22 protein-coding genes, 1 pseudogene and 1 riboswitch are annotated in these 26,497 nt (G+C 71.0%); of the genes and pseudogenes, 10 read left to right on the forward strand and 13 right to left on the reverse strand.

Annotated features, from left to right (window positions below):
- Positions 1 to 13 precede the first annotated feature (13 nt).
- The 5 genes from QMZ92_RS03990 to QMZ92_RS04010 all read right to left on the reverse strand — a co-directional run bounded on the left by QMZ92_RS03990 (position 14) and on the right by QMZ92_RS04010 (position 7,325).
- Entirely contained in the window at positions 14 to 1,021 is a 1,008-nt protein-coding gene (locus QMZ92_RS03990; protein ID WP_283295826.1) for a ribonucleotide-diphosphate reductase subunit beta, read from the reverse strand.
- 55 nt (positions 1,022 to 1,076) lie between these two features.
- Complete coding sequence (locus QMZ92_RS03995; RefSeq protein WP_283295827.1) at positions 1,077 to 3,458, reverse strand: ribonucleoside-diphosphate reductase subunit alpha; 2,382 nt, start codon at positions 3,456 to 3,458, stop codon at positions 1,077 to 1,079.
- A gap of 127 nt (positions 3,459 to 3,585) precedes the next feature.
- Positions 3,586 to 3,726: riboswitch (cobalamin riboswitch) on the reverse strand.
- 192 nt (positions 3,727 to 3,918) lie between these two features.
- The gene (locus QMZ92_RS04000) at positions 3,919 to 4,125 is read right to left on the reverse strand and encodes a YbdD/YjiX family protein (protein ID WP_283295828.1); all 207 of its coding nucleotides are present in this window, start codon (positions 4,123 to 4,125) and stop codon (positions 3,919 to 3,921) included.
- Between the two features lie 10 nt (positions 4,126 to 4,135).
- On the reverse strand, positions 4,136 to 6,334 hold the full coding sequence (locus QMZ92_RS04005; RefSeq protein ID WP_283295829.1) for a carbon starvation CstA family protein: 2,199 nt from the start codon (positions 6,332 to 6,334) through the stop codon (positions 4,136 to 4,138).
- A 223-nt stretch (positions 6,335 to 6,557) separates the two neighbouring features.
- Positions 6,558 to 7,325, reverse strand: a complete 768-nt coding sequence (locus QMZ92_RS04010; protein ID WP_283295868.1) for a GntR family transcriptional regulator — start codon at positions 7,323 to 7,325, stop codon at positions 6,558 to 6,560.
- Between the two features lie 294 nt (positions 7,326 to 7,619).
- Between QMZ92_RS04010 and QMZ92_RS04015 the strand changes: the two genes are divergently transcribed.
- The 4 genes from QMZ92_RS04015 to QMZ92_RS04030 all read left to right on the forward strand — a co-directional run bounded on the left by QMZ92_RS04015 (position 7,620) and on the right by QMZ92_RS04030 (position 12,359).
- Positions 7,620 to 8,900: an extracellular solute-binding protein gene (locus tag QMZ92_RS04015; RefSeq protein WP_283295830.1), complete on the forward strand. Its 1,281-nt coding sequence runs from the start codon at positions 7,620 to 7,622 to the stop codon at positions 8,898 to 8,900.
- A 74-nt stretch (positions 8,901 to 8,974) separates the two neighbouring features.
- Entirely contained in the window at positions 8,975 to 9,979 is a 1,005-nt protein-coding gene (locus QMZ92_RS04020; protein WP_283295869.1) for a carbohydrate ABC transporter permease, read from the forward strand.
- Positions 9,976 to 10,839 carry a carbohydrate ABC transporter permease gene (locus QMZ92_RS04025; protein WP_283295831.1) on the forward strand — a complete coding sequence of 288 codons (864 nt, stop codon included), beginning with the start codon at positions 9,976 to 9,978 and terminating at the stop codon, positions 10,837 to 10,839. The genes QMZ92_RS04020 and QMZ92_RS04025 overlap by 4 nt, the downstream gene beginning before the upstream one ends.
- An 8-nt stretch (positions 10,840 to 10,847) precedes the next feature.
- Positions 10,848 to 12,359 carry a glycoside hydrolase family 3 protein gene (locus QMZ92_RS04030; RefSeq protein WP_283295832.1) on the forward strand — a complete coding sequence of 504 codons (1,512 nt, stop codon included), beginning with the start codon at positions 10,848 to 10,850 and terminating at the stop codon, positions 12,357 to 12,359.
- Positions 12,360 to 12,664: 305 nt separating this feature from the next.
- On the opposite strand, the gene nagB is transcribed toward QMZ92_RS04030, so the two are convergent.
- Positions 12,665 to 13,450, reverse strand: a complete 786-nt coding sequence (nagB, locus tag QMZ92_RS04035) for a glucosamine-6-phosphate deaminase (RefSeq protein ID WP_283295870.1) — start codon at positions 13,448 to 13,450, stop codon at positions 12,665 to 12,667.
- A gap of 135 nt (positions 13,451 to 13,585) precedes the next feature.
- On the opposite strand from nagB, the pseudogene QMZ92_RS04040 reads away from it, so the two are divergent.
- Positions 13,586 to 14,147 (forward strand): annotated as a pseudogene (locus QMZ92_RS04040) (SIS domain-containing protein); the annotation flags it as partial.
- 412 nt (positions 14,148 to 14,559) lie between these two features.
- Positions 14,560 to 16,026, forward strand: coding sequence for a sensor histidine kinase (locus QMZ92_RS04045; RefSeq protein ID WP_283295871.1), 1,467 nt, complete (start codon positions 14,560 to 14,562; stop codon positions 16,024 to 16,026).
- A gap of 223 nt (positions 16,027 to 16,249) precedes the next feature.
- On the opposite strand, the gene QMZ92_RS04050 is transcribed toward QMZ92_RS04045, so the two are convergent.
- Together QMZ92_RS04050 and QMZ92_RS04055 are read right to left on the reverse strand one after the other, a co-directional pair.
- Positions 16,250 to 16,507, reverse strand: a complete 258-nt coding sequence (locus QMZ92_RS04050; RefSeq protein WP_003953983.1) for a WhiB family transcriptional regulator — start codon at positions 16,505 to 16,507, stop codon at positions 16,250 to 16,252.
- 316 nt (positions 16,508 to 16,823) lie between these two features.
- Positions 16,824 to 17,792 (reverse strand): diacylglycerol/lipid kinase family protein, encoded by a 969-nt coding sequence (locus QMZ92_RS04055; RefSeq protein ID WP_283295833.1) that lies wholly within the window; start codon positions 17,790 to 17,792, stop codon positions 16,824 to 16,826.
- A gap of 104 nt (positions 17,793 to 17,896) precedes the next feature.
- Between QMZ92_RS04055 and QMZ92_RS04060 the strand changes: the two genes are divergently transcribed.
- Positions 17,897 to 18,331 (forward strand): hypothetical protein, encoded by a 435-nt coding sequence (locus QMZ92_RS04060; protein WP_283295834.1) that lies wholly within the window; start codon positions 17,897 to 17,899, stop codon positions 18,329 to 18,331.
- A gap of 52 nt (positions 18,332 to 18,383) precedes the next feature.
- Here QMZ92_RS04060 and QMZ92_RS04065 read toward each other — a convergent pair whose 3' ends face one another.
- From QMZ92_RS04065 to QMZ92_RS04075, 3 genes are all read right to left on the reverse strand, one after another.
- A complete protein-coding gene (locus tag QMZ92_RS04065) occupies positions 18,384 to 19,403 on the reverse strand; it encodes an RNA polymerase sigma factor SigF (RefSeq protein ID WP_138053255.1) in 1,020 nt (339 codons plus the stop codon).
- Positions 19,400 to 19,813 carry an ATP-binding protein gene (locus tag QMZ92_RS04070; protein ID WP_138053254.1) on the reverse strand — a complete coding sequence of 138 codons (414 nt, stop codon included), beginning with the start codon at positions 19,811 to 19,813 and terminating at the stop codon, positions 19,400 to 19,402. The genes QMZ92_RS04065 and QMZ92_RS04070 overlap by 4 nt, the downstream gene beginning before the upstream one ends.
- A 241-nt stretch (positions 19,814 to 20,054) precedes the next feature.
- A complete protein-coding gene (locus tag QMZ92_RS04075) occupies positions 20,055 to 20,315 on the reverse strand; it encodes a UBP-type zinc finger domain-containing protein (RefSeq protein WP_283295835.1) in 261 nt (86 codons plus the stop codon).
- Positions 20,316 to 20,358: 43 nt separating this feature from the next.
- Between QMZ92_RS04075 and QMZ92_RS04080 the strand changes: the two genes are divergently transcribed.
- A complete protein-coding gene (locus tag QMZ92_RS04080; protein WP_283295836.1) occupies positions 20,359 to 21,957 on the forward strand; it encodes a Na+/H+ antiporter in 1,599 nt (532 codons plus the stop codon).
- Here QMZ92_RS04080 and QMZ92_RS04085 read toward each other — a convergent pair.
- Positions 21,936 to 22,850, reverse strand: a complete 915-nt coding sequence (locus tag QMZ92_RS04085) for a 1-aminocyclopropane-1-carboxylate deaminase/D-cysteine desulfhydrase (RefSeq protein WP_283295837.1) — start codon at positions 22,848 to 22,850, stop codon at positions 21,936 to 21,938. The two genes, QMZ92_RS04080 and QMZ92_RS04085, sit on opposite strands and share 22 nt — an antisense overlap.
- 186 nt (positions 22,851 to 23,036) lie before the next feature.
- Complete coding sequence (locus QMZ92_RS04090; protein ID WP_283295838.1) at positions 23,037 to 23,627, reverse strand: N-acetylmuramoyl-L-alanine amidase; 591 nt, start codon at positions 23,625 to 23,627, stop codon at positions 23,037 to 23,039.
- Between the two features lie 237 nt (positions 23,628 to 23,864).
- Between QMZ92_RS04090 and QMZ92_RS04095 the strand changes: the two genes are divergently transcribed.
- Both QMZ92_RS04095 and QMZ92_RS04100 read left to right on the forward strand, forming a co-directional pair.
- On the forward strand, positions 23,865 to 25,289 hold the full coding sequence (locus tag QMZ92_RS04095) for a family 2B encapsulin nanocompartment shell protein (protein ID WP_283295839.1): 1,425 nt from the start codon (positions 23,865 to 23,867) through the stop codon (positions 25,287 to 25,289).
- 93 nt (positions 25,290 to 25,382) lie between these two features.
- Positions 25,383 to 26,423, forward strand: coding sequence for a family 2 encapsulin nanocompartment cargo protein polyprenyl transferase (locus tag QMZ92_RS04100; RefSeq protein WP_283295872.1), 1,041 nt, complete (start codon positions 25,383 to 25,385; stop codon positions 26,421 to 26,423).
- Positions 26,424 to 26,497: the final 74 nt, after the last annotated feature.

Below are 26,497 nucleotides of genomic sequence, written 5' to 3' on the forward strand. Positions count from 1 at the left end.
CCGGGCGCCGTCCTCAGAAGTCCTCGTCCAGATCGACCGTGCCCTCCACGGCGACCTGGTACGCGGACGGCCGGCGCTCGAAGAAGTTCGTCAGTTCCTGCACGCCCTGCAGTTCCATGAAGGAGAAGGGGTTCCGGGAGCCGAACACCGGGGCGAAGCCGAGCCGGCTCAACCGCTGGTCGGCGACGCACTCCAGGTACTCGCGCATCGACTCGGTGTTCATTCCCGGCAGACCGTCGCCGCACAGGTCGCGGGCGAACTGCAGCTCCGCCTCGACCGCCTCCTTCAGCATGTCCGTGACCTGCTGGCCGAGCGCGTCGTCGAAGAGCTCCGGCTCCTCCTTGCGGACCGTGTCCACGACCTCGAACGCGAAGTTCATGTGCATGGTCTCGTCGCGGAACACCCAGTTCGTGCCGGTCGCCAGCCCGTGCAGTAGACCCCGCGAACGAAACCAGTACACATAGGCGAAAGCCCCGTAGAAGAACAGCCCCTCGATGCAGGCCGCGAAGCAGATCAGGTTCAGGAGGAAGCGGCGGCGGTCGGCCTGCGTCTCCAGCCGGTCGATCTTCTCGACCGAGTCCATCCACCGGAAGCAGAACCGGGCCTTCTCCCGGATCGACGGGATGTTCTCCACCGCGGCGAAGGCCGCGGCGCGGTCCTCGGGATCGGGCAGATAGGTGTCCAGCAGCGTCAGATAGAACTGGACGTGCACGGCCTCCTCGAAGAGCTGCCGCGACAGGTACAGGCGCGCCTCGGGGGAGTTGATGTGCTTGTACAGCGTCAGCACGAGGTTGTTCGCGACGATCGAGTCGCCGGTCGCGAAGAAGGCGACCAGGCGGCCGATCAGGTGCTGCTCGCCCGGGGTGAGCTTGGCGAGGTCGGCGACGTCCGAGTGGAGGTCGACCTCCTCCACCGTCCAGGTGTTCTTGATGGCGTCCCGGTAGCGGTCGTAGAAGTCCGGGTAGCGCATCGGGCGCAGGGTCAGCTCGAAGCCCGGGTCGAGCAGGTTCTTGTCGTTCATAGCAGCCGGCGCGGGGCGCCGTCCTCCAGTGGTGGTGTGCGGATGCGGGGCGGAGTTACTGGCAGGCCTCGCAGGACTCCGGGTTCTCCAGGGAGCAGGCAACGGCGTCGGGGTCGGCCGCCTGCTGGACGGGGATGGTGGCGGCGGCCGGCGCCGCGCCCGAGGCGGCGCGGGCGATCCGCGTCGCGGGGCGGGAGCGCAGGTAGTACGTGGTCTTCAGGCCCTGCTTCCACGCGTACGCGTACATCGAGGAGAGCTTGCCGATGGTCGGCGTCTCCATGAACAGGTTCAGCGACTGGGACTGGTCGAGGAACGGGGTGCGCGCCGCCGCCATGTCGATCAGGCCGCGCTGGGGGATCTCCCAGGCGGTGCGGTACAACGCCCGGACCTCCGCGGGGATCCAGTTCAGGCCCTGCACCGAGCCGCCCGAGTCGCGCAGCGCCTCACGCGTCTGCGCGTCCCACACGCCGAGCCTCTTCAGGTCGTCCACCAGATAGGAGTTCACCTGGAGGAACTCGCCCGACAGCGTCTCGCGCTTGAAGAGGTTGGAGACCTGCGGCTCGATGCACTCGTACACACCCGCGATCGATGCGATCGTCGCCGTCGGCGCGATCGCGAGGAGGAGCGAGTTGCGCATGCCGGTGGTGGCGACGCGCCCGCGCAGTGCGGCCCAGCGCTCCGGCCAGGCGAGCTCGGCGTCGTAGTGGTCGGGGTGCAGCACCCCGCGGGCGGTGCGGGTCCGCTCCCAGGCCGGGAGCGGCCCGTTGCGCTCCGCGAGGTCGCAGGACGCCTCGTAGGCGGCCAGCATGATCCGCTCCGCGATCCGCGTCGACAGGGCCTTCGCCTCGGCTGAGTCGAAGGGCAGGCGCAGGCTGAAGAACACGTCCTGGAGGCCCATGGCACCCAGGCCCACCGGGCGCCACTTGGCGTTGGAGCGGCCGGCCTGCTCGGTCGGGTAGAAGTTGATGTCGACGACCCGGTCGAGGAAGGTGACGGCGGTGCGGACGGTGTCGTCCAGCCGCTCCCAGTCGATCACGTCCTCGCCGTCGGCGGCGTCCTGCACCACGAACGCGCCGAGGTTGACCGAGCCGAGGTTGCACACGGCGGTCTCGCCGTCGTCCGTGACCTCGATGATCTCGGTGCAGAGGTTGGAGGAGTGGACGACGGTGCCGGGCTCCGCGGTCTGGTTGGCGGTGCGGTTGGAGGCGTCCTTGAAGGTCATCCAGCCGTTTCCGGTCTGGGCGAGGGTGCGCATCATGCGCCCGTAGAGCTCACGGGCGGGGATGGTGCGGCGGGCGAGCCCGGCGGCCTCCGCCCTGCGGTAGGCGGCGTCGAAGTCGCCGCCCCAGAGGTCCACGAGGTCGGGCACGTCGGCGGGGGAGAACAGCGACCACTCGGCGTCGGCGTTCACCCGGCGCATGAACTCGTCGGGGATCCAGTGCGCCAGGTTGAGGTTGTGCGTGCGGCGCGCCTCCTCGCCCGTGTTGTCGCGCAGCTCCAGGAACTCCTCGATGTCCGCGTGCCACGTCTCCAGGTAGACGCAGGCCGCGCCCTTGCGCCGGCCCCCCTGGTTGACGGCCGCCACCGACGAGTCCAGTGTGCGCAGGAAGGGCACGATGCCGTTGGAGTGCCCGTTGGTGCCGCGGATGAGCGAACCGCGGGAGCGGATGCGGGAGTACGACAGCCCGATGCCGCCGGCGTGCTTCGAGAGCCGTGCCACCTGGTGGTAGCGCTCGTAGATGGAGTCCAGCTCGTCCAGCGGCGAGTCCAGCAGGTAGCAGGACGACATCTGGGGGTGCCGGGTGCCGGAGTTGAAGAGCGTGGGGGAGGACGGCAGGTAGTCGAGGCGGCTCATCAGCCCGTACAGGGAGGCCACTTCGTCCAGCGCGCGCGGGGACTCGTCCTCGGCGAGACCGCAGGCGACGCGCAGCATGAAGTACTGCGGGGTCTCGATGACCTCGCGGGTGATGGGGTGCCGGAGCAGGTAGCGGCTGTAGAGGGTGCGCAGGCCGAAGTACCCGAAGCGGTCGTCGGCGGCCGGGTCGACCAGCGAGTCGAGGTGCTGGGCGTGGGTCTGCACGAAGGCGGCCGTACGGTCCGCGATCAGTCCTTCGCGGCTTCCGACGGCGATGGAGGCGGAGAACGCGGTCGCCCCCTGCCCGGCAGCCTCCTCCGCGATGGTGAGGGTGAGCAGCCGGGCCGCGAGCCGGGAGTACGCCGGGTCCTCGGAGATCAGGCCGGCGGCCGCCTCCGTGGCCAGTTCGCGCAGTTCGGCCTCGTCCGAGCCCGCGTGCCGGCCCCGGAGGGCGGCGGCGGCGACCCGGCCGGGGTCGGCGTCGGGCAGGTCCGCGGTGAGCTCGGTCAGGGTCCGCAGGAGCGCGGTGCCTGGTCCGTCGGCGAGCTGCGCTGAAGCAGGATCGGGCGGCGCGATGGTCACGGGGGGTGCTCTCCCTCGCTCGGCTGGGGGCCGGCGGGGCAGGGGCACGGACGCACACCCGGGCAGGGCGGACCGCGTCCACCGGCCTTTTCCGCGAGGCCCGGACGTCTGGGCACCCGAGCCGGACGGTCCGGGCGCACCGTCGGCAGGTCCTCGGACTCACGGGCGTACGAGGACCTGGAACAGGCCCCGCGCACGCCGTCACACCGTTGCGGGACAGTTCCGGATTCCCACCGGATTCCCCTGCGGCGACAGCGAGCATGAGCATACATGTGGGGGCGGTGAGTTGCGGAACCCCCCACATGTTGTGTCGTGGCCTCGCTCGGGACCCAGGGCACGGGTGGCCGGCCGGTCCGGTCGTCCGTGCGAAGCCGGGCCGCGGGCTCCACGGTCACGGCGACGGGCCCCCGCGTCTCCCGGAGGGAACGCGGAGGCCCGTGTGCGCCGTCGGCGGGGGCGCTCAGCAGCAGCGGAATCCCTTGCGGGGGTCCGCCTCCCGTTCGTCCATGCGGCGGCGTTCGAACTCGCGGCGGGACATGACCTCCGCGTCGGGGTCGTGAGAGCGTGCATGAGCCACGTAACGGTCGTACACCGACTCGCCCGAGACCTCGCGCACGTACCAGCGGACCCAGTCCACGGCCCGACGTACTCCGCTCACCGCAGCCATGACCCCCACGCTACTCACGCCTTGCCGTGCCCGCAGCCTCGGAGCCCGCGGCGCCGGCACCGACCGCCGCGAGCTCCGCCTTCTCCTCCTTGGTGGGGAACAGCCCGGCGGGCGCGACCAGTTTCGACTCGACGTACGGGACCTCGGCGAGCCGGACGGTCTCGGGCTCGCTGACCGCCTTGAGGCAGACCCGGCCGGCGTCGGCCAGGACCACCACGATGAGCAGGGCGAACAGTGCGCAGAGCACCCCGTCGACGGTCGAGTTGGTGACGATGGTGTGCATGTCGTCCATCGACTTCGCCGGAGCCAGCACCTCGCCGGAGTCGATGCCCGCCTGGTACTTGTCGCGCTGGGCGAAGAAGCCCACCTTCGGGTCGCCGGAGAAGATCTTCTGCCAGCTGGCGGTGAGGGTGACCGTGGCGTCCCAGGCGAGCGGGACGGCCGTGACCCACGCCCACTTGAGACGTCCGGACTTCACCAGCAGCGTGGTGCAGACGGCCAGGGCGACGGCCGCGAGGAGCTGGTTGGCGATGCCGAAGAGCGGGAAGAGCTGGTTGATTCCGCCGAGCGGGTCGTGCACGCCGACCCAGAGGAAGTAGCCCCAGCCGCCGACGACGACCGCGCTCGCGAACCAGACGCCCGGCTTCCAACTGACCTGCTTCATCGGCTTGTAGACGTTGCCCAGCGTGTCCTGGAGCATGAAGCGGCCCACCCGGGTGCCCGCGTCGACCGTGGTGAGGATGAACAGCGCCTCGAACATGATCGCGAAGTGGTACCAGAACGCCTTCAGCCCGGCGCCGCCGATGACGGCGGAGAAGATCTCCGACATGCCGAGCGCGAAGGTCGGTGCGCCACCGGTGCGGGAGAGCAGGCTCGCCTCCTCCACGTCCTTCGCGGTCTGTGTCAGCTGCTCGGGGGTGATGGTGAAGCCGAGGTTCGCGACCGCCTGGGAGGCGGAGTCCACCGTGGTACCGATGACCCCGGCGGGGGAGTTGATCGCGAAGTACAGTCCCGGATCGAGGATGGAGGCGCAGATCATCGCCATCACCGCGACGAACGATTCGGTCAGCATCGCGCCGTAGCCGATCATCCGGATCTGGGTCTCCTTCTGGATCATCTTCGGGGTGGTTCCCGAGGAGACCAGGGAGTGGAAGCCGGAGAGGGCGCCGCACGCGATGGTGATGAAGACGAACGGGAACAGCGAGCCGGCGAACACCGGTCCCTGGCCGTTGCCCGCGAACTCGGTGACGGCCGGCATCTTCAGCGTCGGCATCGCGATGACCACGCCCAGCGCGAGGAGCACGATGGTGCCCACCTTCATGAAGGTGGAGAGGTAGTCGCGCGGTGCCAGCAGCAGCCAGACCGGGAGTACGGAGGCCAGGAATCCGTAGATCACCATCCATACGACCAGGGTGCCCGGCTCCAGGGTGAAGAAGCCCGCCAGGGAGGAGTCGGCGACCCAGCCGCCCGCGATGATCGCGAGCAGCAGCAGCGCGACGCCTACGACCGAGACCTCGGTGACCCTGCCCGGCCGCAGTGTCCGCAGGTAGACGCCCATGAACAGGGCGATCGGGATCGTCATGCCGATGGAGAAGACACCCCACGGCGAGTGCGCCAGGGCGTTGACGATCACCAGCGCGAGCACCGCCAGCAGGATGATCATGATGGCGAAGACGGCGATCAGGGCCGCGACGCCACCGAAGGGACCGATCTCGTCCCGCGCCATCTGGCCGAGCGAACGGCCGTCACGGCGAGTGGAGAAGAACAGCGTGACCATGTCCTGGACGGCGCCGGCGAAGATCACGCCGACGATGATCCAGATCGTGCCCGGGAGGTAGCCCATCTGGGCGGCGAGGATCGGGCCGACCAGCGGTCCGGCTCCGGCGATTGCCGCGAAGTGGTGGCCGAAGAGCACCCGCCGGTCGGTCGGGTGGAAGTCGACACCGTTGTCAAGGCGTTCCGCGGGGGTGGCGCGGGTCCCGTCGGCCTTGAGGACGCGGTACTGGATGAAGCGCGCGTAGAACCGGTAGCCGATGGCGTACGACCCGAGCGCGGCCGCCAGCATCCAGACGGCGGAGACCTCTTCGCCCCGCGCGAGGGCGAGTACGCTCCAGCCGGCCGCGCCCACCAGTGCGACGAGGACCCAGACTGCGATGGACCGCGGAGTGGTTCTCCGCTGGGATGTGCTCGATGGTGCCGGCTCGGCCATGGTGTGGCTCCCGTCCCGTCGTGATCACCTGTAACGCGCAGGCAATCTAGGCGACCGTTCCGCCAGCGTCACCCCCGGCTCACATATCGGTACGGCAACGACTGGTGCGGAGGCCCGGAGTGAGGACCCGTCGAAGCGCGCAGGCCGGGCCGCCCACGGAGGGCGGCGCCGGACTGCGGGGCGGATCGCCGGGGCTTCCGGCGGTGCTGTGCTGGCGGGGCGCTCAGCCCGCCTCGGGCCGCTGCAGCCTGGCCACGAACTTGTAACGGTCACCGCGGTAGACCGAGCGTACCCACTCCACGGGCTCGCCGCCTGTGTCCAGCGAGTGCCGGGAGAGCATCAGCATCGGCAGACCGACGTCCGTGCCGAGCAGGCCCGCCTCGCGGGGGGTGGCCAGCGAGGTCTCGATCGTCTCCTCGGCCTCGGCGAGGTGGACGTCGTACACCTCGGCCAGCGCGGTGTAGAGGGAGGTGTACTTCACCAGCGACCGCCGCAGGGCGGGGAAGCGCTTCGCCGAGAGGTGCGTGGTCTCGATCGCCATCGGCTCGCCGCTCGCCAGCCGGAGGCGCTCGATGCGCAGGACGCGCCCGCCGGGCGCGATGTCCAGCAACCCGGCGAGCGTGTCGTCGGCCGTCACGTAACCGATGTCCAGCAGCTGCGACGTGGGCTCCAGGCCCTGCGCCTTCATGTCCTCGGTGTACGAGGTCAGCTGGAGGGCTTGGGAGACCTTGGGCTTGGCGACGAAGGTGCCCTTGCCCTGGATGCGTTCCAGCCGTCCCTCGACGACGAGCTCCTGGAGTGCCTGACGCACCGTCGTGCGCGAGGTGTCGAACTCGGCGGCGAGTGTGCGCTCCGGCGGGACGGGCGTGCCGGGCGGCAGCGTCTCCGTCATGTCGAGCAAGTGCCTCTTGAGCCGGTAGTACTTGGGCACGCGCGCGGTCCGGGTCGCCGTCCCGTTCTCCGGCTCGGTGCCGGCCCCGTCCGTGGCCATGGCCTGCCTTCCCGACTCGTGTGGTGCTGCCGTCACCGGCTCCTCCGTTGCTTGCGGCTCACATGGTGGCACGGTCCGGTCACGGGTCGTCGCCCTCCCTCAGGTGTCGGTCCGATAACGGACACGACAGCCCTTCTTATACACCCTTGACACCCCCAAAGGTCTAGGCCAAGCTCCCGGGTACTGGTCTAAACCATTAAAGACCAAGTCCCAGCCCCACGAGCAGTACTCGGCGTATGGCTCCGTATGTCCTCGCGGTGGGCGGGGGGTTGCAGCATCCCTGAGGAGGGTGGCGTGAAGCGCAAGCTCATCGCGGCGATCGGCGTCGCGGGCATGATGGTCGGCCTTGCCGCGTGTGGTGACGGTGACGAGGGCGGGGACAAGGCGGGGGCGGACGTCAGGGAGCTCACCGTCTGGCTGACGGTCGACGCCCAGAACAACTGGCCCGAGCTGGTCAAGGCGGCCGACGACGCGGTCGCCGAGAAGCACCCCGGCATAAAGATCAAGCACGAGTACTACGGCTGGCCGGACAAGAACGCCAAGCTCGACGCCGTCCTCGCCACCGACAAGGCCCCCGACGTGGTCGAGATGGGCAACACCGAGATGCTCGGCTACATGGTCAAGGGCGCGTTCGCCGCGGTGGACCCGAAGCAGTTCGACCAGTCCGACGCCTGGCTCGACGGCCTCAAGGAGTCCGTCACCTACGACGGCAAGACCTACGGCGTCCCGTACTACGCCGGTGGCCGTGTCGGCACCTGGCGCAAGGACATCGCCGCCGAGGTCGGCGTGAAGGCCACCCCGAAGACGTACGCCGAGCTGACCACCGCCCTGGACAGGATCCAGAAGAAGAAGGGTGCCAAGTTCAGTGCCTGGTACCAGCCTTCGCCCGACTGGTACGCCGCGATGTCCTTCGTCTACGGTGCCGGCGGCTCCATCGCGGAGAACGAGGGTGGCCAGTGGAAGGCCAACCTCTCCTCGCCCGAGTCCATCAAGGGTCTCAAGGAGTACAAGTCGATCCTTGACAAGTACATGCACGGCGACAAGACGAAGGACGAGTCCGACCGTCACATCGTCTTCGGTCAGGGCAACTCGGCCGCCATCTTCGGCGCGGCGTGGGAGGGCGGCGCCGCGGCGGCCCCGGAGACGGACAAGGTCGGCAAGCTCGCCGACAAGCTCGAGACCTTCGTGATGCCCGGCCCGTCCGGTCGGCCGCTCCCCGTCTTCCTCGGCGGCTCCGACCTCGCCATCCCGGTCAAGTCCAAGGCGCAGGGTGTCGCCGCCGAGTGGATCAACGCCTTCACCGGCGCCCAGGGCCAGAAGGGCCTGCTCGCCAAGGGCAACCTGCCCAACAACAAGACGGATCTGGCGACGCTGAAGAACGACCCGAAGACGGTTGTCCCGGCGACGGCAGCCGAGTCCAACTGGTTCGTCCCGATGGCACCCGGCTGGGGCCAGGTGGAGAAGGCCCAGACCCTGAAGACCATGCTCCAGGAGATCGGCACCGGCAAGAAGTCGGTCGAGGAGGCCGCGAAGGCGGCCGACGAGGCGATCGACAAGGTCATCAACACCAAGTGACCTTCCGGCAGGGTTCCGTCGTCGACGACGGAACCCTGCTCCCGTGCGAGGAGAGGGACCGCTGGGAGCGCCCGATGAGTGCCGCAGACACAACCACTGCCAAGGTGCCGCCGACGCGGCCGTCAACAGTCCCGGGCGCCGGTGGGGGGACCGGGGGAGCGGGGAGGCCGGCCGTGCGGCGGAGCGCGGCCGGCGGGGCCGCGCTCCCGTGGACCCTGCTCGCCCCCTGCCTGCTCGTCCTGCTGCTGGTCCTCGGCTATCCGCTGGCCCGGCTCGTCACCCTCGCGTTCCAGAAGTTCGGGCAGCCGCAGCTCTGGGGCTTCCAGGAGCCCGAGTCGGTCGGCTTCGCCAACTTCACCAAGATCCTCGGGGACGGGGAGTTCTGGGCCGTCGTCGTCCGCACGATCGTCTTCGCCGGCGGCGCGGTGATTCTCACCATGGTCCTCGGCATGCTGACCGCCCTGCTGCTGCAGCGGGTGTCCGGCTGGGTGAAGATCCTGGTCAACATCGCGCTCGTGGCGAGCTGGGGCATGCCCATCATCGTCGCCACCGCCATCTTCAAATGGCTGTTCGACACCGACTACGGCGTGCTCAACTGGCTGCTGAGCAGGCTGCCCGGCGTCGACATGATCGGGCACAACTGGTTCGCCGGCGGCCCGCAGGGCCTCGCCGTCATCATGCTGCTCGTCGTCTGGGGCGCCGTGCCCTTCGTGGTGATCACGCTCAGCGCGGGTCTCACCCAGGTGCCCAAGGAACTCGAGGAGGCGGCCCGGCTCGACGGCGCCGGCTCGTGGGGCGTCTTCCGCTACGTCACCCTGCCGGTCCTCAAGCCCATCATCGTCATGCTCACGACGCTCTCGGTCATCTGGGACATGGGTGTCTTCCCGCAGGTCTTCGTGATGCGGGGCGGCCGCCCGGAGGCCGAGTTCCAGTTGCTGACGACGTACTCGTACGACAAGGCCTTCGTGGTCAACGACTACGGCGGCGGCTCGGCGATCGCCCTGGTGACGGTCGTCCTGCTGCTCGGTGTGGTCGCCGTCTACATGCGCCAGATGCTCAAGATCGGAGAAGTCGAGTGAGCGCCGTGACCAGGAGCGCCGCCCTGAGCCGCCCCGGGAGGCCCGGCCGCGGCAGGCTCGGCTGGAACCTGCTCGGTCTGCTGGTCTTCGTCGCCGCCGGCTTCCCCGTCTACTGGATGCTGAACACGGCCTTCAAGCCCGCGAAGGACGCGATCGACCCGGACCCGCACTTCTTCCCCGGGACTCTCACCCTGGAGAACTTCTCGCGTGCCTTCGACATCGCCGACTTCTGGGGACCGGTCGGCCGCAGCCTCGTCGTCTCGCTGGCCGTGGTGCTCATCGGCATCGTGGTCGGGATGCTGGCGGCGCTCGCGATCTCACGCTTCGCCTTCCGCGGCCGCAAGATCGTGATCGTGGGCATCCTGGCCGTCCAGATGGTCCCGCTGGTCGCGATGATCATCCCGGTCTTCCTGCTCCTGAACGACCTGGGCCAGTACGACAGGCTCACCGGCCTGATCATCACGTACCTCACCTTCATCCTCCCCTTCACGGTGTGGACGCTGCGCGGGTTCATCGTCAACATCCCCAGGGAACTGGAGGAGGCGGCGATGGTCGACGGCTGCACCCGTACCGGCGCCTTCGTGCGGGTGGTCTTCCCGCTGCTCGCCCCGGGCATGGTGGCCACGTCGGTGTACGGCTTCATCCAGGCGTGGAACGAGTACCTGTACGCGCTGATGCTGATGAGTCAGCAGAACCAGACCGCCACCGTCTGGCTCGGCAACTTCACCACCAAGCACGGCACCGAGTACGCGCCGATGATGGCCGGCGCCACGATGATGGCCGTCCCCATCGTGATCCTCTTCCTCCTCGTCCAGCGCAAGATGGCCGCAGGTCTGACGGCCGGCGCAGTGAAGGGATGACGCCTTTCATGACAACGCTCGTGGACCGCACCGACACGCTCACCCGTGACGCCCTCGCCGTGCTGCAGCCCGGCTTCGTCGGCACCACCGCCCCCGACTGGCTGCTGCGCCGGATCGGCGAAGGTCTCTCCTCCGTCGGGCTGTTCGGCCGCAACATCGCCTCGCCCGGACAGCTCACGGCTCTCACGGCCCGGTTGCGGGCGGAGCGCGAGGACGTCCTCGTCGCGATCGACGAGGAGGGCGGCGACGTCACGCGGCTGGAGGTCCGTACCGGCTCCTCCTTCCCCGGCAACTACGCGCTCGGCTCGGTGGACGACGTCGAGCTGACCCGGGCGGTGGCCGCGGAGCTCGGCCGCCGGCTCGCCGGGTGCGGGGTGGACCTCAACTGGGCCCCATCGGCCGATGTCAACTCGAATTCGGATAATCCGGTCATCGGGGTGCGTTCCTTCGGATCCGACCCCGCCCTGGTGGCCCGGCACACCGCCGCGTACGTGCGCGGCCTCCAGTCCGCGGGAGTCGCTGCATGTACCAAGCATTTCCCGGGACATGGTGACACCGCCGTCGACTCGCACCACGCCCTGCCGCGGATCGATGTGGAGTTGGCCACGTTGCACTCCCGTGAGCTGCGGCCTTTCCGGGAGGCCATTTCGGCGGGTTCCAAGTCCGTCATGAGCGCGCATATCCTGCTACCCGCGCTCGACCCGGATCGCCCGGCGACCCTGAGCACGCAGATCCTCACCGGACTGCTGCGCCAGGAGCTGGGCTACGACGGACTGATCGTCACCGACGGCATGGAGATGCAGGCCATCTCCGCGGTCCACGGAATCGAACGCGGCAGCGTCCTCGCGATCGCCGCCGGTGCCGACGCGATCTGTGTCGGCGGCGGCCTGGCCGACGAGGACACCGTGCTGCGACTGCGCGACGCGCTGGTCACCGCGGTACGCAAGGGCGAGCTGCCCGAGGAGCGACTGGCCGACGCGGCCGCGCGGGTGCGTGCGCTCGCGGACTGGACCAGGGGGGCCAGGGGGGCGGCATCGGGGCCGGGCGCGGCTTCACAGGAGGGGACCGCGCCCGGCGCCGAGATCGGCCTGACGGCCGCGCGTCGGGCCGTGCGCGTGACGGTGGGGCGGTACCCCCGTGAACCGCTGACCACCGCGCCGTACGTCGCCGCGTTCACGCCCGTGGCCAACATCGCCGTCGGTGACGAGACCCCGTGGGGCGTCGCGGCGGAACTCGCCCGCCTGTTCCCCGGTACGGAGACCGGCACCTACGCGGACGCCGCCGTCGACGACGTCCTCCTGGCGGCCGGCGGTCGCCGCGTCGTGGCCGTCGTCCGCGACGCCCACCGGCACCCGTGGATGTCGCAGTCCCTGGACGCCCTCGTCGCCGCCCGCCCCGACACGATCGTCGTGGAGATGGGGCTCAACGCCGCTCCGCCCCGGGGTGCGCTCCACGTGGCCACCCACGGTGCGGCCCGGGTCTGCGGGATCGCGGCGGCGGAGGCCGTCATCGGTACCTGAGGGCCACGCGCCCGGCGGCCCCGCGGGGTGTCCGGCGGCCGCGCGGTAGCGGCGTACCGTCCCCGTCCGGCCGCCGGCTCCGAGGGCCCGGACGCCCCGGCGGCCGGACACCGGAGGAGGACGGCCGCACGCCGGCCGTCGAGCCCGGTCGCGAAGACGGCGATGCCGGGCCGCCCGATCGACGGGCGGCCCGGCATCGCCGTTCGGCCGCGCGGTGGCTCGACGGCCGGCGTGCGGCCCCGCCCGGCCCTTCGCACTCCGGCCCCGTGCCCGTGCTCTCGGGTGGGGCCCGGGGGCCGCACGTGCTACAGGCCCTGCCAGGCAGGCTTGTTCGCGTACGTGTGGCGGAAGTAGTCCGCCAGCTTCAGCTTCGACGCGGCGGCCTCGTCGACCACCACCGTCGCGTGCGGGTGCAGCTGCAGCGCCGAGGCGGGGCACACGGCCGCGACGGGGCCCTCCACGCTTGTCGCGACAGCCTCGGCCTTGCCCTCCCCGGTGGCCAGCAGTACCAGGTGCCGGGCTTCGAGGATCGTCCCGATGCCCTGGGTGATGACGTGGTGCGGCACCTGCTCGATGCCGCCCTCGAAGAAGCGTGCGTTGTCCACACGCGTCTGCTCGGTCAGCGTCTTGATCCTCGTCCGCGAGGCGAGCGAGGAGCACGGCTCGTTGAAGCCGATGTGCCCGTCCGTGCCGATCCCCAGCAGCTGCAGGTCGACGCCGCCCGCCGCCGCCAGCGCCGCGTCGTACGCCGCGCAGGCGGCCCGGACGTCGTCCGCGCCGCCGTCCGGGCCCATGAACGCCTCGGGGCTCAGCCCGAGCGGCTCCACGACCTCACGCAGCACCACGGAGCGGTACGACTCGGGGTGCCCGGCGGGCAGCCCCACGTACTCGTCCAGCTGTGCTATCCGGGCCCGGGAGACGTCCACGGCCCCGGCCCGGACCTCCGAGGCCAGCGCCTCGTAGACGGGCAGCGGTGTCGATCCCGTGGCCACCCCGAGCAGTGCGTCGGGCTTGCGGCGGAGCAGTTCCGCGATGCCCCGCGCGATGAGCTCCCCGCCTGCCTTGGCGTTCTGGACGATGACAACTTCCACGCTGGGCCTGCCGATCGATTGAGAGGTCATGTGGTATAGACCAATCTAGCAGAGTGGGGTGAACCCCGGTGAATCCCGGCCGGCGGGGGCGCGGTGCCCCGTGGTCGACGGACTCCGTCCGGCGGGTCGCCGGACCTCGTCCTGTTCGTCGAGGGGCTGCGCGGCGGGGACGGCGCGCCGGCGCGGGTGCTGCCTGGTCTCGCGGAGGAGGTCCTGGCCCGCTGGGGCGAGGTGCGGCAGCCGGCCGCCCGCCACCGCTTCGCCGAGCGCATGGTCATCACCTCCCGCGGTTACGGCCACCCCACGTCCGAGGAGGCGGCGCTGAAGCTGATGGAGACGAGCTGCATCCCCGCCCTCTCCTACTCCTGCGCCGATCTGCCGCACGGCCCGCTCGCCATGGTCGACAACGTCTCCCCGGTGATCGCGGTGGTGACGGACGGCCATGGCGGCGAGGCGCTGCGGCCGGTGCTCGACCGGTGGCGCGGCCGCGGCGCCGACCTCTTCGTCGTCGGGCCGGAGCCGCAGGTCGCGGCGGCCTCGGCGGATTTCGTGCCGCCCACCGCGAGGGTCGAGGAGGAGATCCAGCCCGATCCTGGAGGTCCTTCCGCTCCGGCTGCCGGCCTACGAGGTGGCCATCACCCGCGGCCAGGACCCCGACGCCCCGCGGGCCCTCGCAGCGATCACCGAGACGCGCTGACCCGCGCCGCCGGGGGTTCGGACCGCCGCCGGTCCCCGCGCCGGGGTTCCGCCGCGCTCCGGCCCCTGAACGACCCGCGGGCCGCGGCGCCGGGACGGGACCCTCAACCCGTCCGGCACCGCAGCCCGGAGTTGCCCGGCCGGCGGGTGTGCGGTCCCGGTCGGCCGTGTGGAGGCCCGCGGCGCAGTCAGGGCAGAGAGCGCCGGGTCCTCGGTCCGCCCTCCTGTGCGGGGAGGGCGGAGGTCTTCTGTTGTCCGCCGTCCGGGTCGCGTTCCGGCACGACGGTGTCATTGTGGACTAGACCATTCTGTCCTGTCCATCCATCTGCGCACACACTTTCCCGGCCCATCCTCCCCTACGGAGGCCCGTCCCGTCAGGTTCTCACCAAAGGTACGCTCACAACGTGCCCTCCATGAACGACCTCGTACGCCAGCACACCGCTCTGAGCGAGTCCGACCTCGAGTGGCTGCACATGCTGGTCTCGGAGTGGCAGCTGCTCTCCGACCTCTCCTTCGCGGACCTCGTCCTCTGGGTCCCCACCCTGGACGGCGCACGGTACGTCTCCGTCGCCCAGATGCGGCCGAACACGGGACCCACCTCCTACCAGGACGACATGGTCGGCCACCTGGTTCCCCGAGGCCGCCGTCCACTGCTCGACGCCGCGCTCGACGAGGGCCGCATCGTGCGCGAGGGCGATCCCGAGTGGCGCGAGGAGGTGCCGGTACGGGTCGAGTCGATCCCGGTCCGGCGCGACGGCCGGGTCCTCGGAGTGATCGCGCGCAACACCAACCTCCTGACGGTGCGCACCCCGAGCCGGCTCGAGCTGACCTATCTGCAGTCCGCCTCCGACCTCGCCCAGATGATCGCCGCCGGTGCGTTCCCGTTCCCCGAGCAGCAGGTCGACATGGACGCCTCGCCGCGCGCGGGCGACGGACTGATCCGCCTCGACGCCGACGGTGTCGTCCAGTACGCGTCCCCGAACGCGTTGTCCGCGTACCACCGGCTCGGCCTCGCGGCCGATCTGGTCGGGCAGCACCTGGGCCAGATCACGGCCGAACTCGCGCCGTCCCGGGGCCCCGTCGACGAGGCCCTGGTCAAGCTCGCCAGCGGTTACGCGCCCCGGGAGGCCGAGGTGGAGGGCAACGGGGGGGTCATCCAGCTCCGCGCCATCCCGCTGAAGCCCAAGGGCACCCGTATAGGCTCCCTCGTACTGCTCCGCGACGTCACCGAACTCCGCCGCCGCGAGCGCGAGTTGATCACCAAGGACGCCACCATCCGGGAGATCCACCACCGGGTGAAGAACAACCTCCAGACGGTCGCGGCGCTGCTGCGCCTCCAGGCCCGGCGGATGGACTCCGTGCGGGGCCGGGAGGCCCTCAACGAGGCGGTCCGGCGCGTCGGCTCCATCGCCATCGTCCACGAGACGCTGTCCCAGAACCTGGACGAGCGGGTCGAGTTCGACGAGATCGCCGACCGGGTGCTCGCCATGGTGGCGGAGATCTCGCCCGGCAAGGTCGAGTGCAGGCGCAGCGGCCGCTGCGGAATCCTTGACGCCGAGGTCGCCACGCCGCTCTCCATGGTCCTCACCGAGGTGCTGCAGAACGCGCTGGAGCACGCCTTCGCCCCGGGGGAGCACGGCACGGTCGAGGTGTCGGCGGTACGCGGCGGCCCCCGCTCGGCCGAGCGGCTGCTGATCACCGTGGAGGACGACGGCCGGGGGCTGCCCGCGGACTTCGACCCGCAGACGGCGGGCAACCTGGGACTCCAGATCGTCAGGACCCTGGTGGAGGGGGAGTTGGGCGGCACCTTCGACATGAAGCCGGCCACCGGGCGGGGGACCCGGGTCGTGCTCGACATTCCCGTGCAGAGCGAGAAGTAGCCGGGCCCCGCCCCGGGAGGCGCCGCCGCGGTGCTTCCGCGGCCGGGGCGGGGTGAGGGCTCCGGGCCGCCCGCTCCCCCCGGTGCACAGCAGCGAGCCCCGGACCGTTCGTGATGGTCCGGGGCTCGAAAGCTTCGGGATACTGCTGCGCGCTGCGGCTCGGGGGCGGTGAATGCGTACTCGCCGTACGCGCCGCCGGGCTCAGGCTGTTGGCAGGGGGCTTTCAGGCGCTCGCGTTGCGCGCCCGGTTGCGGGCGGCGCGGCGCTTCATCGCGCGGCGCTCGTCCTCGCTGAGGCCACCCCAGACGCCGGAGTCCTGACCGGACTCGAGCGCCCACTGCAGGCACTGCTCCATGACGGGGCAGCGACGGCAGACGGCCTTGGCTTCCTCGATCTGCAGCAGCGCAGGACCGGTGTTGCCGATGGGGAAGAACAGCTCGGGGTCTTCCTCGCGGCAAACGGCGTTGTGACGCCAGTCCATGGCTGCTACCTCTCTTGGTATTACGTGCAGGTTGCTTGTGAATGTGAACGCTTTCACGAATCCCCCCGTAAGCGAAGGTCCGACACCCAGATGAACTGGTTGTGGTCCAGGTTGAGGAGGGGTTCTGGCTCTCTGTGGAGGCCGGTCCTGCGGGCCGTCCCGATCGCCATGTAGAGATTCGCAAACCTCGGCGGCGGATACAACCCCTTCTGGAAAGTTTTTTTTGATTCCTCGGTGTCGACTAGGTCACAGCCGTACTTCCATGGGGTGGACCCGCGCCTAAACGTTCGAGTGGAAGGACTTTCGGCCCTTCCGCTCACACAATCACACGCAGTGCACGGCGTACGCCTGTGAACGTCACGCTGCTGCGCAGTCCGAGGTGGTCGCCGTCCATCTGGAAGGGGAGCGCCACCTTCGAATGCAAGGTGAAGTCCGTGAGGTCGTGAAAAGAGGCCACGTGCTTGCCGCGCGGGCCGCGATCCGGGGTCGAGGTGAGCAGCTGGGTCGCGTAGCGGGCCAGGGCGGCGGTCGACAGCCGGCCCAGGCCGAGGACGTCCAGGGCGCTGTCGAAGGACGCCGCCGGAGCCGCGTACACCGGACGATTCCCCAGGTAGGTCCAGGGAGAGGTGTTGCAGACGATGGACAGCACCAGATTGCGCACGGGGTCCGCCCCGGGACGTTCCAGGGTGATCGCGCCGCTTCGGCGGTGCGGGTCGGCGAGGAACTGCCGCGCCGCCTGGCGTATGTAGAGGGAGTGCGTGGAGATCCTGCCGCGCTCCCGCTGCTGCTCGACCCGGCCGACGACTCCGGCGTCGAATCCGAAACCGGCACAGAACGTGAACCAGCGCGGCGGAACGCCTTCGTCCGGGGTGTCCGGCGTACCGGCCGCTATACCGAGGCCGACCGTGCGGCCACTGCCCGTCTCCAAGGCGTCCAGGATCGCTCCGGTGGCCTCCACGGCGTCGTTGGGCAGCCCCAGGGCGCGGGCGAAGACGTTCGTGGAGCCGCCGGGGACGACGGCGAGGCGCGGCAGGGCGTCCGGGTCCGGGCCGGCGTGCAGCAGCCCGTTCACGACCTCGTTGACGGTGCCGTCGCCGCCCAGTGCGACGACCAGGTCGATGTCGTCGGAGTCGGCGGCGCGGCGGCCGAGGTCGCGGGCGTGGCCGCGGTACTCGGTGGTGACGGCCTCCAGCTTCATCTCGCTCGCGAGGGCGTGGATGAGTACGTCACGGGTGCGGGCACTGGTGGTGGTTGCTGCCGGATTGACCACGAGGAGTGCGCGCATGGCCGCCAGAGTACCTACCAAGGGGTACGCGGCCCAGTTCGGGGCAAGCGGTCCCGGTGCCGACCGTCCGCGGGGCGCACCGGACCCGGGGCTACCCTGCAGGGGTGAGCAGTGCTGAGCAGACCCCCGAGACCTCCCCCGGCGCACCCGCGAAGCGGCCCGGGCGGCTGACCGCGGCGGCCGCCCTGTGCGGGCTGGAGGCCCTGGCCCTGTTCGCCGGCGGCCTCTACATGCTGGTGTCGGGCCTGACCGGTGCCCCGGAGAGCACGTCGCAGGCCGAGACGGGCGGAGTGACGCTGATCGCGCTGGGCGCCATCCCCCTGCTCGCGGCGCGCGGACTGCTGCTCAGGCGCTCCTGGAGCCGTGGGCCCGCGATCATCACCCAGATCATGGCGCTGCCGGTGGCCTGGACCCTGCTCCGCTCGTCGGGCGCTCTGATCCCGGCGGGCATCGTGCTGGCGGTCGTGGCCGTCACCTCGCTGGCGCTGCTGCTCAACCCGCGTACGACGGAGGCGCTGGGTATCCGCGGCCGGGCATAGCCTCCGGCGGCCGGGGCAGGCGTGCGTACGCCCGTCCGGAATCGCCGGAGGGTCACTCCTCGACCAGGAGCTTCTCGCGGAGTTGTGCGAGCGTGCGTGCCAGGAGGCGGGAGACGTGCATCTGGGAGATGCCGACCTCCTGCGCGATCTGCGACTGCGTCATGTTGCCGAAGAAGCGAAGGAGCAGGATCCGCTTCTCCCGGGGCGGCAGGTCCTCCAGCAGCGGCTTCAGGGACTCGCGGTACTCGACGCCCTCCAGCGCCTCGTCCTCGGCGCCCAGGGTGTCCGCCACCGCCGGGGACTCGTCGTCGGTGTCCGGGACGTCCAGGGAGAGCGTCGAGTACGCGTTGGCGGACTCCAGGCCCTCCAGGACCTCCTCCTCGGAGATGCCGAGGCGCTCGGCGAGCTCGTGGACCGTGGGGGAGCGGCCGTGCTGCTGGGACAGCTCCGCCGTCGCCGTGGTCAGCGCGAGCCGCAGCTCCTGCAGCCGCCGCGGCACCCGCACCGCCCAGCCCTTGTCGCGGAAGTGCCGCTTGATCTCGCCCACGACGGTCGGCGTCGCGTACGTCGAGAACTCGACGCCCCGGTCGGGGTCGAACCGGTCCACGGACTTGATCAGCCCGATCGTCGCGACCTGGGTCAGGTCGTCGAGTGGCTCCCCGCGGTTGCGGAAGCGGCGGGCCAGGTGCTCCACCAGGGGCAGGTGCATCCGCACCAGCTGGTTCCGGAGCTCGGCGCGCTCGGGGGAACCCTCCGGAAGTCCGCGCAGCGCGATGAACATCGAGCGAGCCTCGCTCCGGTCGTTCGGAGCGTGGTGCCCGTGTTCCTTGAGGTCGTGCTCGTGCTCGCTCATGGCCGCCCTCTGCCAGTGCTTCGCCTGGGAGGTACCCCCAGCCTGCTTCTGCTCCGCCGCGGCCGGGAGGCCGTCACGCTCGTCCACCGGGTGCGGCCTGGCCTGCTGCTCCGGGATGCCCGCCGGTGCGCCGCCCGGCTCCGCGGGAGCCGTACGCCCGCCGTTCGGCGTTCCGGGAATCCGCTCCTCGTCGCGCACCGGACCGTCCCCGTCCCTCACGCCGGCCCGGGTCCCGCGCCGCGCTGTTTGTACAGGCTGATGGAGACCGTGCGGTCCTCCGCCACGGAGGAGTCGACCTTGCCGGCCAGTGCCGAGAGCACCGTCCAGGCGAAGGTGTCGCGCTCCGGGGCGCGTCCATCGGTCGTCGGGGCCGAGACCGTGACCTCCAGGGAGTCGTCGACGAGCCGGAAGACGCAGCTGAGAACGGATCCGGGCACGGCCTGCTGCAGCAAGATCGCGCATGCCTCGTCGACCGCGATGCGCAGGTCCTCGATCTCGTCGAGGGTGAAGTCCAAGCGCGCCGCGAGGCCGGCCGTGGCCGTACGCAGCACGGACAGGTAGGCACCCGCAGCGGGCAGCCGGACTTCCACGAAGTCCTGAGTCCCGGGCTCGCCTGCGATCTGGGACACCCTCACCTCCAAGGTGGCACAAGGTCGATCGAGACTCCGGGAGGGCGATCCCGGAGCCGAGTACTACGCGTCGGTGCGCAGCCAGTACCTCGATTGGCGACGCTATCGCGATCCATGGTGCCGTGTCGCCGGACCCCTACCCGACTCTGTCACTCATGGTAAGCACATGAGTACGCACAGTGGCTAGTGCTCTGCGGTCCTCAATTGCGAGAAATCGGCGGAGCTTTGACGTACCCAGACGTCAGACGATCGAACCGTCCGGAAAGCACCATCGCCAGTTCTCTCCGTGCTCCAGGGTACGCATCACCGGATGTCCCTCCTGCTCGGAGTGGTGCGACGCGTGCCGGCCGGGCGACGAGTCGCAGCATCCCACGTGTCCGCACGTCAGGCAGATCCGCAGCTGTACCGGGTGCGTCCCCGCCGCCCGGCACGCGAGGCACGTGTCGCTGAGGGGTTCGGGCTCGGGGCGCGGCAGGTCGAGAACATGCGGGCACTCGCTCATGATGGCCAGGTTACGACGTGGGTGAGCGGGCGAGGGGCGGATCATGGAGGCATTGTCGGTGGTGGCGCTGGTCGCGGCGAGCGCCGCGATCGCGGGGATCGCCCGCAGGACGGTGGTGCCCGCGCCCCTGCTGCTCGTCGCCGTCGGCCTGGTCGCCTCGTACCTGCCGGGCGTTCCCGAGTACACGCTGGACCCGCACATCGTCCTGCCGCTGATCCTGCCGCCGCTGCTGCACATCGCGGCCGTCGACAGCTCGTACCTCGACCTGCGGGCCAACGTCAGGCCGATCGCCCTGCTGTCCGTCGGTTACACCCTCTTCGCGACCCTCGTCGTGGGGTGGGTGGCGCACCTGGTGGTTCCCGGCCTGCCGCTGACCGCGGCGCTGGTGCTCGGCGCCGTGGTCGCCCCGCCGGACGCGGTGGCGGCGACGGCGGTCGCCCGCAAGCTCCGGCTGCCCGGCCGGATCACCACGATCCTCCAGGGCGAGTCCCTGGTGAACGACGCCACCGCCATCACCGCGTACCGGGTGGCGCTGGCGGCGGCGGTCGGCGAGGGCATCACCTGGGGGGAGGGCGTGCTGATGTTCCTCGTCGCGGCGGCCGGCGGCATCGGCGTCGGCCTGGTGCTGATGGTGCCGATCCACTGGCTGCGGACCCATCTCAGGGAACCCCTGCTGCAGAACACCCTGTCCCTGCTGATCCCCTTCGTCGCCTACGCCGCCGCGGAGCACGTCCACGCCTCCGGCGTGCTGGCCGTCGTGGTCGTCGCCCTCTTCCTCGGGCACCGGTCCTGGCAGGTGGACTTCGCCACCAGACTCCAGGAGGAGGCGGTATGGCGGATGGTCGCCTTCATCCTGGAGTCCGCCGTCTTCGCGCTGATCGGACTGCAACTGGCGCACGTGGTGCGGAAGCTCGGCTCGTTCTCGGTCCGGGAGGCCGCCTGGTACGCCGTGGTCGTCTTCGTCGTCGTGGTCGTGTCCCGCTTCGCGTGGGTCTTCCCCGGGACCTTCGTCCCGCGCATGCTGTCGAAGCGCATCAGGGAACGCGAGCCCGGGGTGGACTGGCGGACCCCGTTGATCGTCGGTTGGGCCGGCATGCGGGGCGTGGTGTCCCTGGCGATCGCCTTCTCCATCCCGATCCTGACGGCGGACGGGGAGCCCTTCCCGGCACGCAACCTGATCCTGTTCCTCACCTTCACCACGGTGATCGGCACCCTGGTCGTGCAGGGGCTCAGCCTGCCGGCGCTGATCCGCGCCCTGAGGCTCCCGGAGCGCGACCCGCGGAGCGTCACCCTGGCCGAGGCGCAGGCGCAGAGCGAGGCGTCCCGTGCCGCGGAGCAGCGCCTGGAGGAACTCGTCGCCGATCCGGGCAACGCGCTCCCGGAACCGCTGCTCGACCGGCTGCGCGCGGTCCTGGAGCGCCGCAGGAACTCGCCCTGGGAGCGTCTCGGGGCCGTCAACCCCGCCACGGGCGAGTCCGCGGACGACACCTATCGCCGCCTCACCCGTGAAGTGATCCAGGCCGAGCGCGAGGTGTTCGTGCGGCTGCGGGACGAACGGCGGATCGACGACGAGATGATGCGGGCGCTGCTGCGGCGGCTGGACCTCGAGGAGGCGGCCGCCTACCGTGAGGCCGCGGACTGAGGCCGGCCGGTGATCACCGCGGCGACGGTGGTCCCGGGCGGGAACGCGCCCTCGCCCGCGAGGGCGACGAGTCCGTAGAGCATTTTGGCGACATAGAGACGTTCCACGGGCAGTCCGTGACGTGCTTCGAAATCCCGCGCGAACGCGTCGAGGGCGGGCGGGACACGGGCGTAGCCGCCGAAGTGGAACCGCTCGTCGAGCGACCAGTCGCCGACCGGTCCGCCGAAGGCCTCCTTCTGGAGGGCGCTTGTCCGTTCGCCGAGGAAGCCCCCCTTGAGCACCGGGAAACCCAGGGCCCGCGCTCCGTCCCCGAGTCCGGCGGCGAGCCCCGCGAGCGTCCCGCCCGTCCCGCACGCCACGGCGGCCACATCGGCCTCGCCGCGGAGTTCGCGGCCGAGCACCGTGCAGCCCCGTGCCGCGAGGGCGTTGCTGCCGCCCTCGGGGACGACTTGGCACCGCTCCGGCCCCCCGAAGCGCTCCAGAAGCCCCGCGAGCACCTCCGGATCGGACGCGCGGCGGTACGTGGCACGGTCCACGAAGTGCAGCCGCATACCGTCGGCGGCGCAGGCGGCCAGGGACGCGTTGAGGGGCTTCCCGGCGAGTTCGTCGCCCCGGACGACGCCGACCGTGGGGAAGCCGAGCAGCCGCCCGGCGGCGGCCGTGGCGCGCAGGTGGTTGGAGTACGCGCCGCCGAAGGTGAGCACGGTGCGGCCCGCCGCCGCGCGGAGGTTCGGCGCCAACTTGCGCCACTTGTTGCCGGGCAGGTCCGGATGGATGAGGTCGTCCCGTTTGAGCAGCAGGCGCAGCCCGTGCCGCGCGAAGCGCTCGTCCGCCACCGGTTCCAGGGGGGAGGGCAGCCGGGGCCGGAGGGCGGCGAGGTCGAACACGTTCACCCCGCCATTCTCGCCGCCCCTGCCCGGCACGTTCACCCCGCCGTGCCCGGCGCGGGCGGCCGGGGCGGTCCGGTCCACGCGGACCGCGTCACCGACCCGGCCGCGCCGAGGGCGCAAGACCTCCCGGAGCGCCACTCCCGGAGGCAGTCTGAGCCAGGAATCCCCTCCCTTCAGGGAGGGGAGGATTCAGTTGAGCCGTTCCGTGATCCGGGCGCGCATGGCGTTCATCGTGAAGCCCCGCGGGTCGATCTTCCCCGGCTGCCACTCCAGGTGCCCGATCACCGACCGGGCGTTCCAGCCGTGGCGCCGGCAGACGGCGGCGGCCGCCTTCTCGATGGCCTCCAGCTGGACCTCCGGCCAGGGGTCCCTGCCGTCGCCGAGGTTCTCGCACTCGAATCCGTAGAAGTGCCGGTTCCCGTCCGTGTTCGCCTCGTCGTCGGGAGGGAGCGCCCTCTCGGCGATGACGGCGCGCAGCACGTCGTCGTCGCCGAGCCCGGCGTGGTTGGCCCTGCCGTAGCCGACCAGGTGGACCTTGCCGTCCTTGGCGATGACGCCGTGGCACAGCGGACCGGGCAGGCCCGCGTAGCCGTCACGGCAGATGCGTACGGTGTCCGCGGTGCCCCTGGTGACGGTGTGATGGATCATCACCCCGTGCACGGGGCCCCAGGGGCCTTTGTGATTGCGGTTGTGGGTGCGCCAGTCGCCGACCTGGACGACCGTCAGCCCCTCGTCGCGCAGGGCGTCGAGGAAGCTGTCCGCGGACATGGGTGGGGCCATGACCGACTCCTTCACGGCTGGAAGTGTTCGTACGGGGCTTCTACCCCAACCCCCGTGACCAGGCGATCCGTTCGCACACCGTGCGAGCCGATCCGGCCAGTGGGCCGATCGGGCAGAAAGCGCACGCCATGCCCCGCACATCCCCGTCTAGTCCCACTCATTTGTGTAATGGCGTGCCCACGCAGCGTGCTGGAAGGCTCTTCGTCGCAGGTCAACCCATGATTGCGAAGGAGTCCCATGTCGGTTGGTTCGGTTGGTGACGAGGTGCGCGAGGGCGGCCAGGACGCGACACTGCCACAGCAGAGTCTCGGTACGGCCGCCGCGCGGAACCTGGCGACCACCACCAAGTCGGCGCCCCAGATGCAGGAGATCACCTCCCGGTGGCTGCTGCGGATGCTGCCCTGGGTCCAGGTGCAGGGCGGTACGTACCGGGTGAACCGTCGGCTCAGCTACTCGGTGGGCGACGGGCGCGTCACCTTCGTCCAGACGGGCAGCCAGGTCGAGGTCATCCCGGCCGAGCTCGGCGAGCTGCCGCCCCTGCGGGGGTACGACGACGAGGCCGTGCTGCGCGAACTGGCCCAGCGCTGCAGGCAGGTGCGGTTCGCGCCGGGTGACGTACTGGCGGCGAAGGGCGAGGCGGCGGACCGGGTGTTCCTCCTGGCGCACGGCCGGGTGGAGCAGATCGGCACCGGTCCCTACGGCGACGAGGCCGTGCTCGGCGTCCTCGCCGACGGTTCCTACTTCGGTGACAGGTCGCTTGTCGACGGCGACGCCGTCTGGGAGTTCACCGCCCGGGCCGGCACCGCGTGCGTCGCGCTGGAGCTCACCCGGCAGGACGTGCTGATCCTCGCGGACCGCGCCGAGTCCCTCGCCGGTCATCTCCGGTCCGTGGTGTCGGTCCCCCACCAGCGGACCAACAAGTACGGGGAGGCGGCCATCGACCTCTCCGCCGGCCACGTCGGCGAGGCGGTCGTCCCGCACACGTACGTCGACTACGAGGGCGCCCCCCGCGAGTACGAACTGAGCGTCGCCCAGACCGTGCTGAAGGTCCACAGCAGGGTCGCGGACCTCTACAACCAGCCGATGAACCAGACCGAGCAGCAGTTGCGGCTGACGGTCGAGGCGCTGCGCGAGCGGCAGGAGGACGAGCTCGTCAACAACAAGCAGTTCGGGCTCCTGGCCAACTGCGACTACGGCCAGAGGCTGCAGCCGCACGACGGCGTGCCGGGGCCGGACGACATGGACGAGCTGCTGTCCCGGCGGCGCGGCTCCAAGCTCTTCCTCGCCCACCCCAGGGCCATCGCCGCCTTCGGCCGGGAGTGCAGCAGGCGGGGCATCTACCCGGACACCGTCGACATCGGGGGGAGCCGCATCCCCGCCTGGCGGGGCGTACCGATCTTCCCCTGCAACAAGATCCCGATCTCGGACGCACGGACCACCTCGATCATCTGCATGCGTACGGGCGAGGAGGACCAGGGGGTGGTCGGCCTGCACCAGACCGGCATCCCCGACGAGATCGAGCCCAGCCTCTCGGTCCGCTTCATGGGCATCGACGAGCAGGCGATCATCTCCTACCTGGTCACGGCCTACTACTCGGCGGCGGTCCTGGTGCCGGACGCCCTCGGTGTGCTGGAGAACGTCGAAGTGAGCCGCTGGCGCTGACGCCCGGAGCCGCTCGTCGGCGCCGATCCGGCGGGGGCGGCCCGCCTCGCCGCCCCCGCCCCACCCCCTTCAGCAGAGGACGTGACCGTGACCATGACCAGTCCGGACGCCGCCACCGACGCCCATGAGGCGGCGCGGCTCCTGGAACGCACCCGCAACGCCGTCGACCCCCGGCTGCGGGACACCGTCGAGTCCCTTCCCGGCTCCATGCGCCGAGTCGCGATGTACCACTTCGGCTGGGAGCACGCCGACGGCACGCCCGCCGCCGGGGCGGCGGGCAAGGCGATCCGGCCCGCCCTGGTGCTCGCCGCCGCCCGGGCGCTCGGCGGGGACCCTCAGCAGGCGGTGCGCGCCGCCGCGGCCGTCGAGCTGGCGCACAACTTCACCCTGCTCCACGACGACGTGATCGACGAGGACGCGACCCGCCGGCACCGGCCCACCGCCTGGACGGTGTTCGGCACCCCGGACGCCATCGTCGCGGGCGACGCCATGCTGGCCCTGGCACTGCGGCTGCTCGCGGAGGACAGGCACCCGGCCGCGGCGGCGGCCTCGGCCCGGCTCGCTGCCTGTGTGATCGAGCTCTGCGCCGGCCAGCAGGCCGACTGCGCCTTCGAGCAGCGTGGGCCGAGGGAGGTCTCGCTGGACGAATGCCTCGCCATGGCAACGGCCAAGACCGGGGCGCTGCTGGGTTGCGCCTGTGCTCTCGGCGCGCTGTACGCGGGGGCGGGGGAGGAGGAGATCGCCGCGATGGACGCCTTCGGGCGGGAGGCGGGGCTGGCCTTCCAGCTGATCGACGACCTCATCGGCATCTGGGGCGATCCGGACCGCACGGGCAAGCCCGCGGGCGCCGATCTGGCCGCGCACAAGAAGTCGTTGCCGGTGGTGGCCGCCCTCGGCTCGGGCACCGAGGCGGGGGCGGAGCTCGCCGAGCTGTACGCCGGGCCGATGGACACCGGGGCGGTCGCCCGGGCAGCCGACGCGGTGGAGCGGGCCGGCGGCCGGGACTGGGCCCAGCTGCAGGCGGCGGACCGGATGGCCCGGGCCGTGCAGCAGCTGTCGCGTGCGGTGCCGGACCTCAAGGCGGCGGGGGACCTGCTCTCGCTGGCGGAGTTCGTCACGCGCCGGAGCCGCTGAGCCCGGTCGGAGCGGTGCGCGGCCCCGTCCGCAACCCTAGGATCGCAGCGGCCGGTTGACAATCGCGGAGAGGT

The organism is Streptomyces sp. HNM0645 (assembly GCF_030056615.1).
Classification (GTDB): domain Bacteria; phylum Actinomycetota; class Actinomycetes; order Streptomycetales; family Streptomycetaceae; genus Streptomyces; species Streptomyces marianii.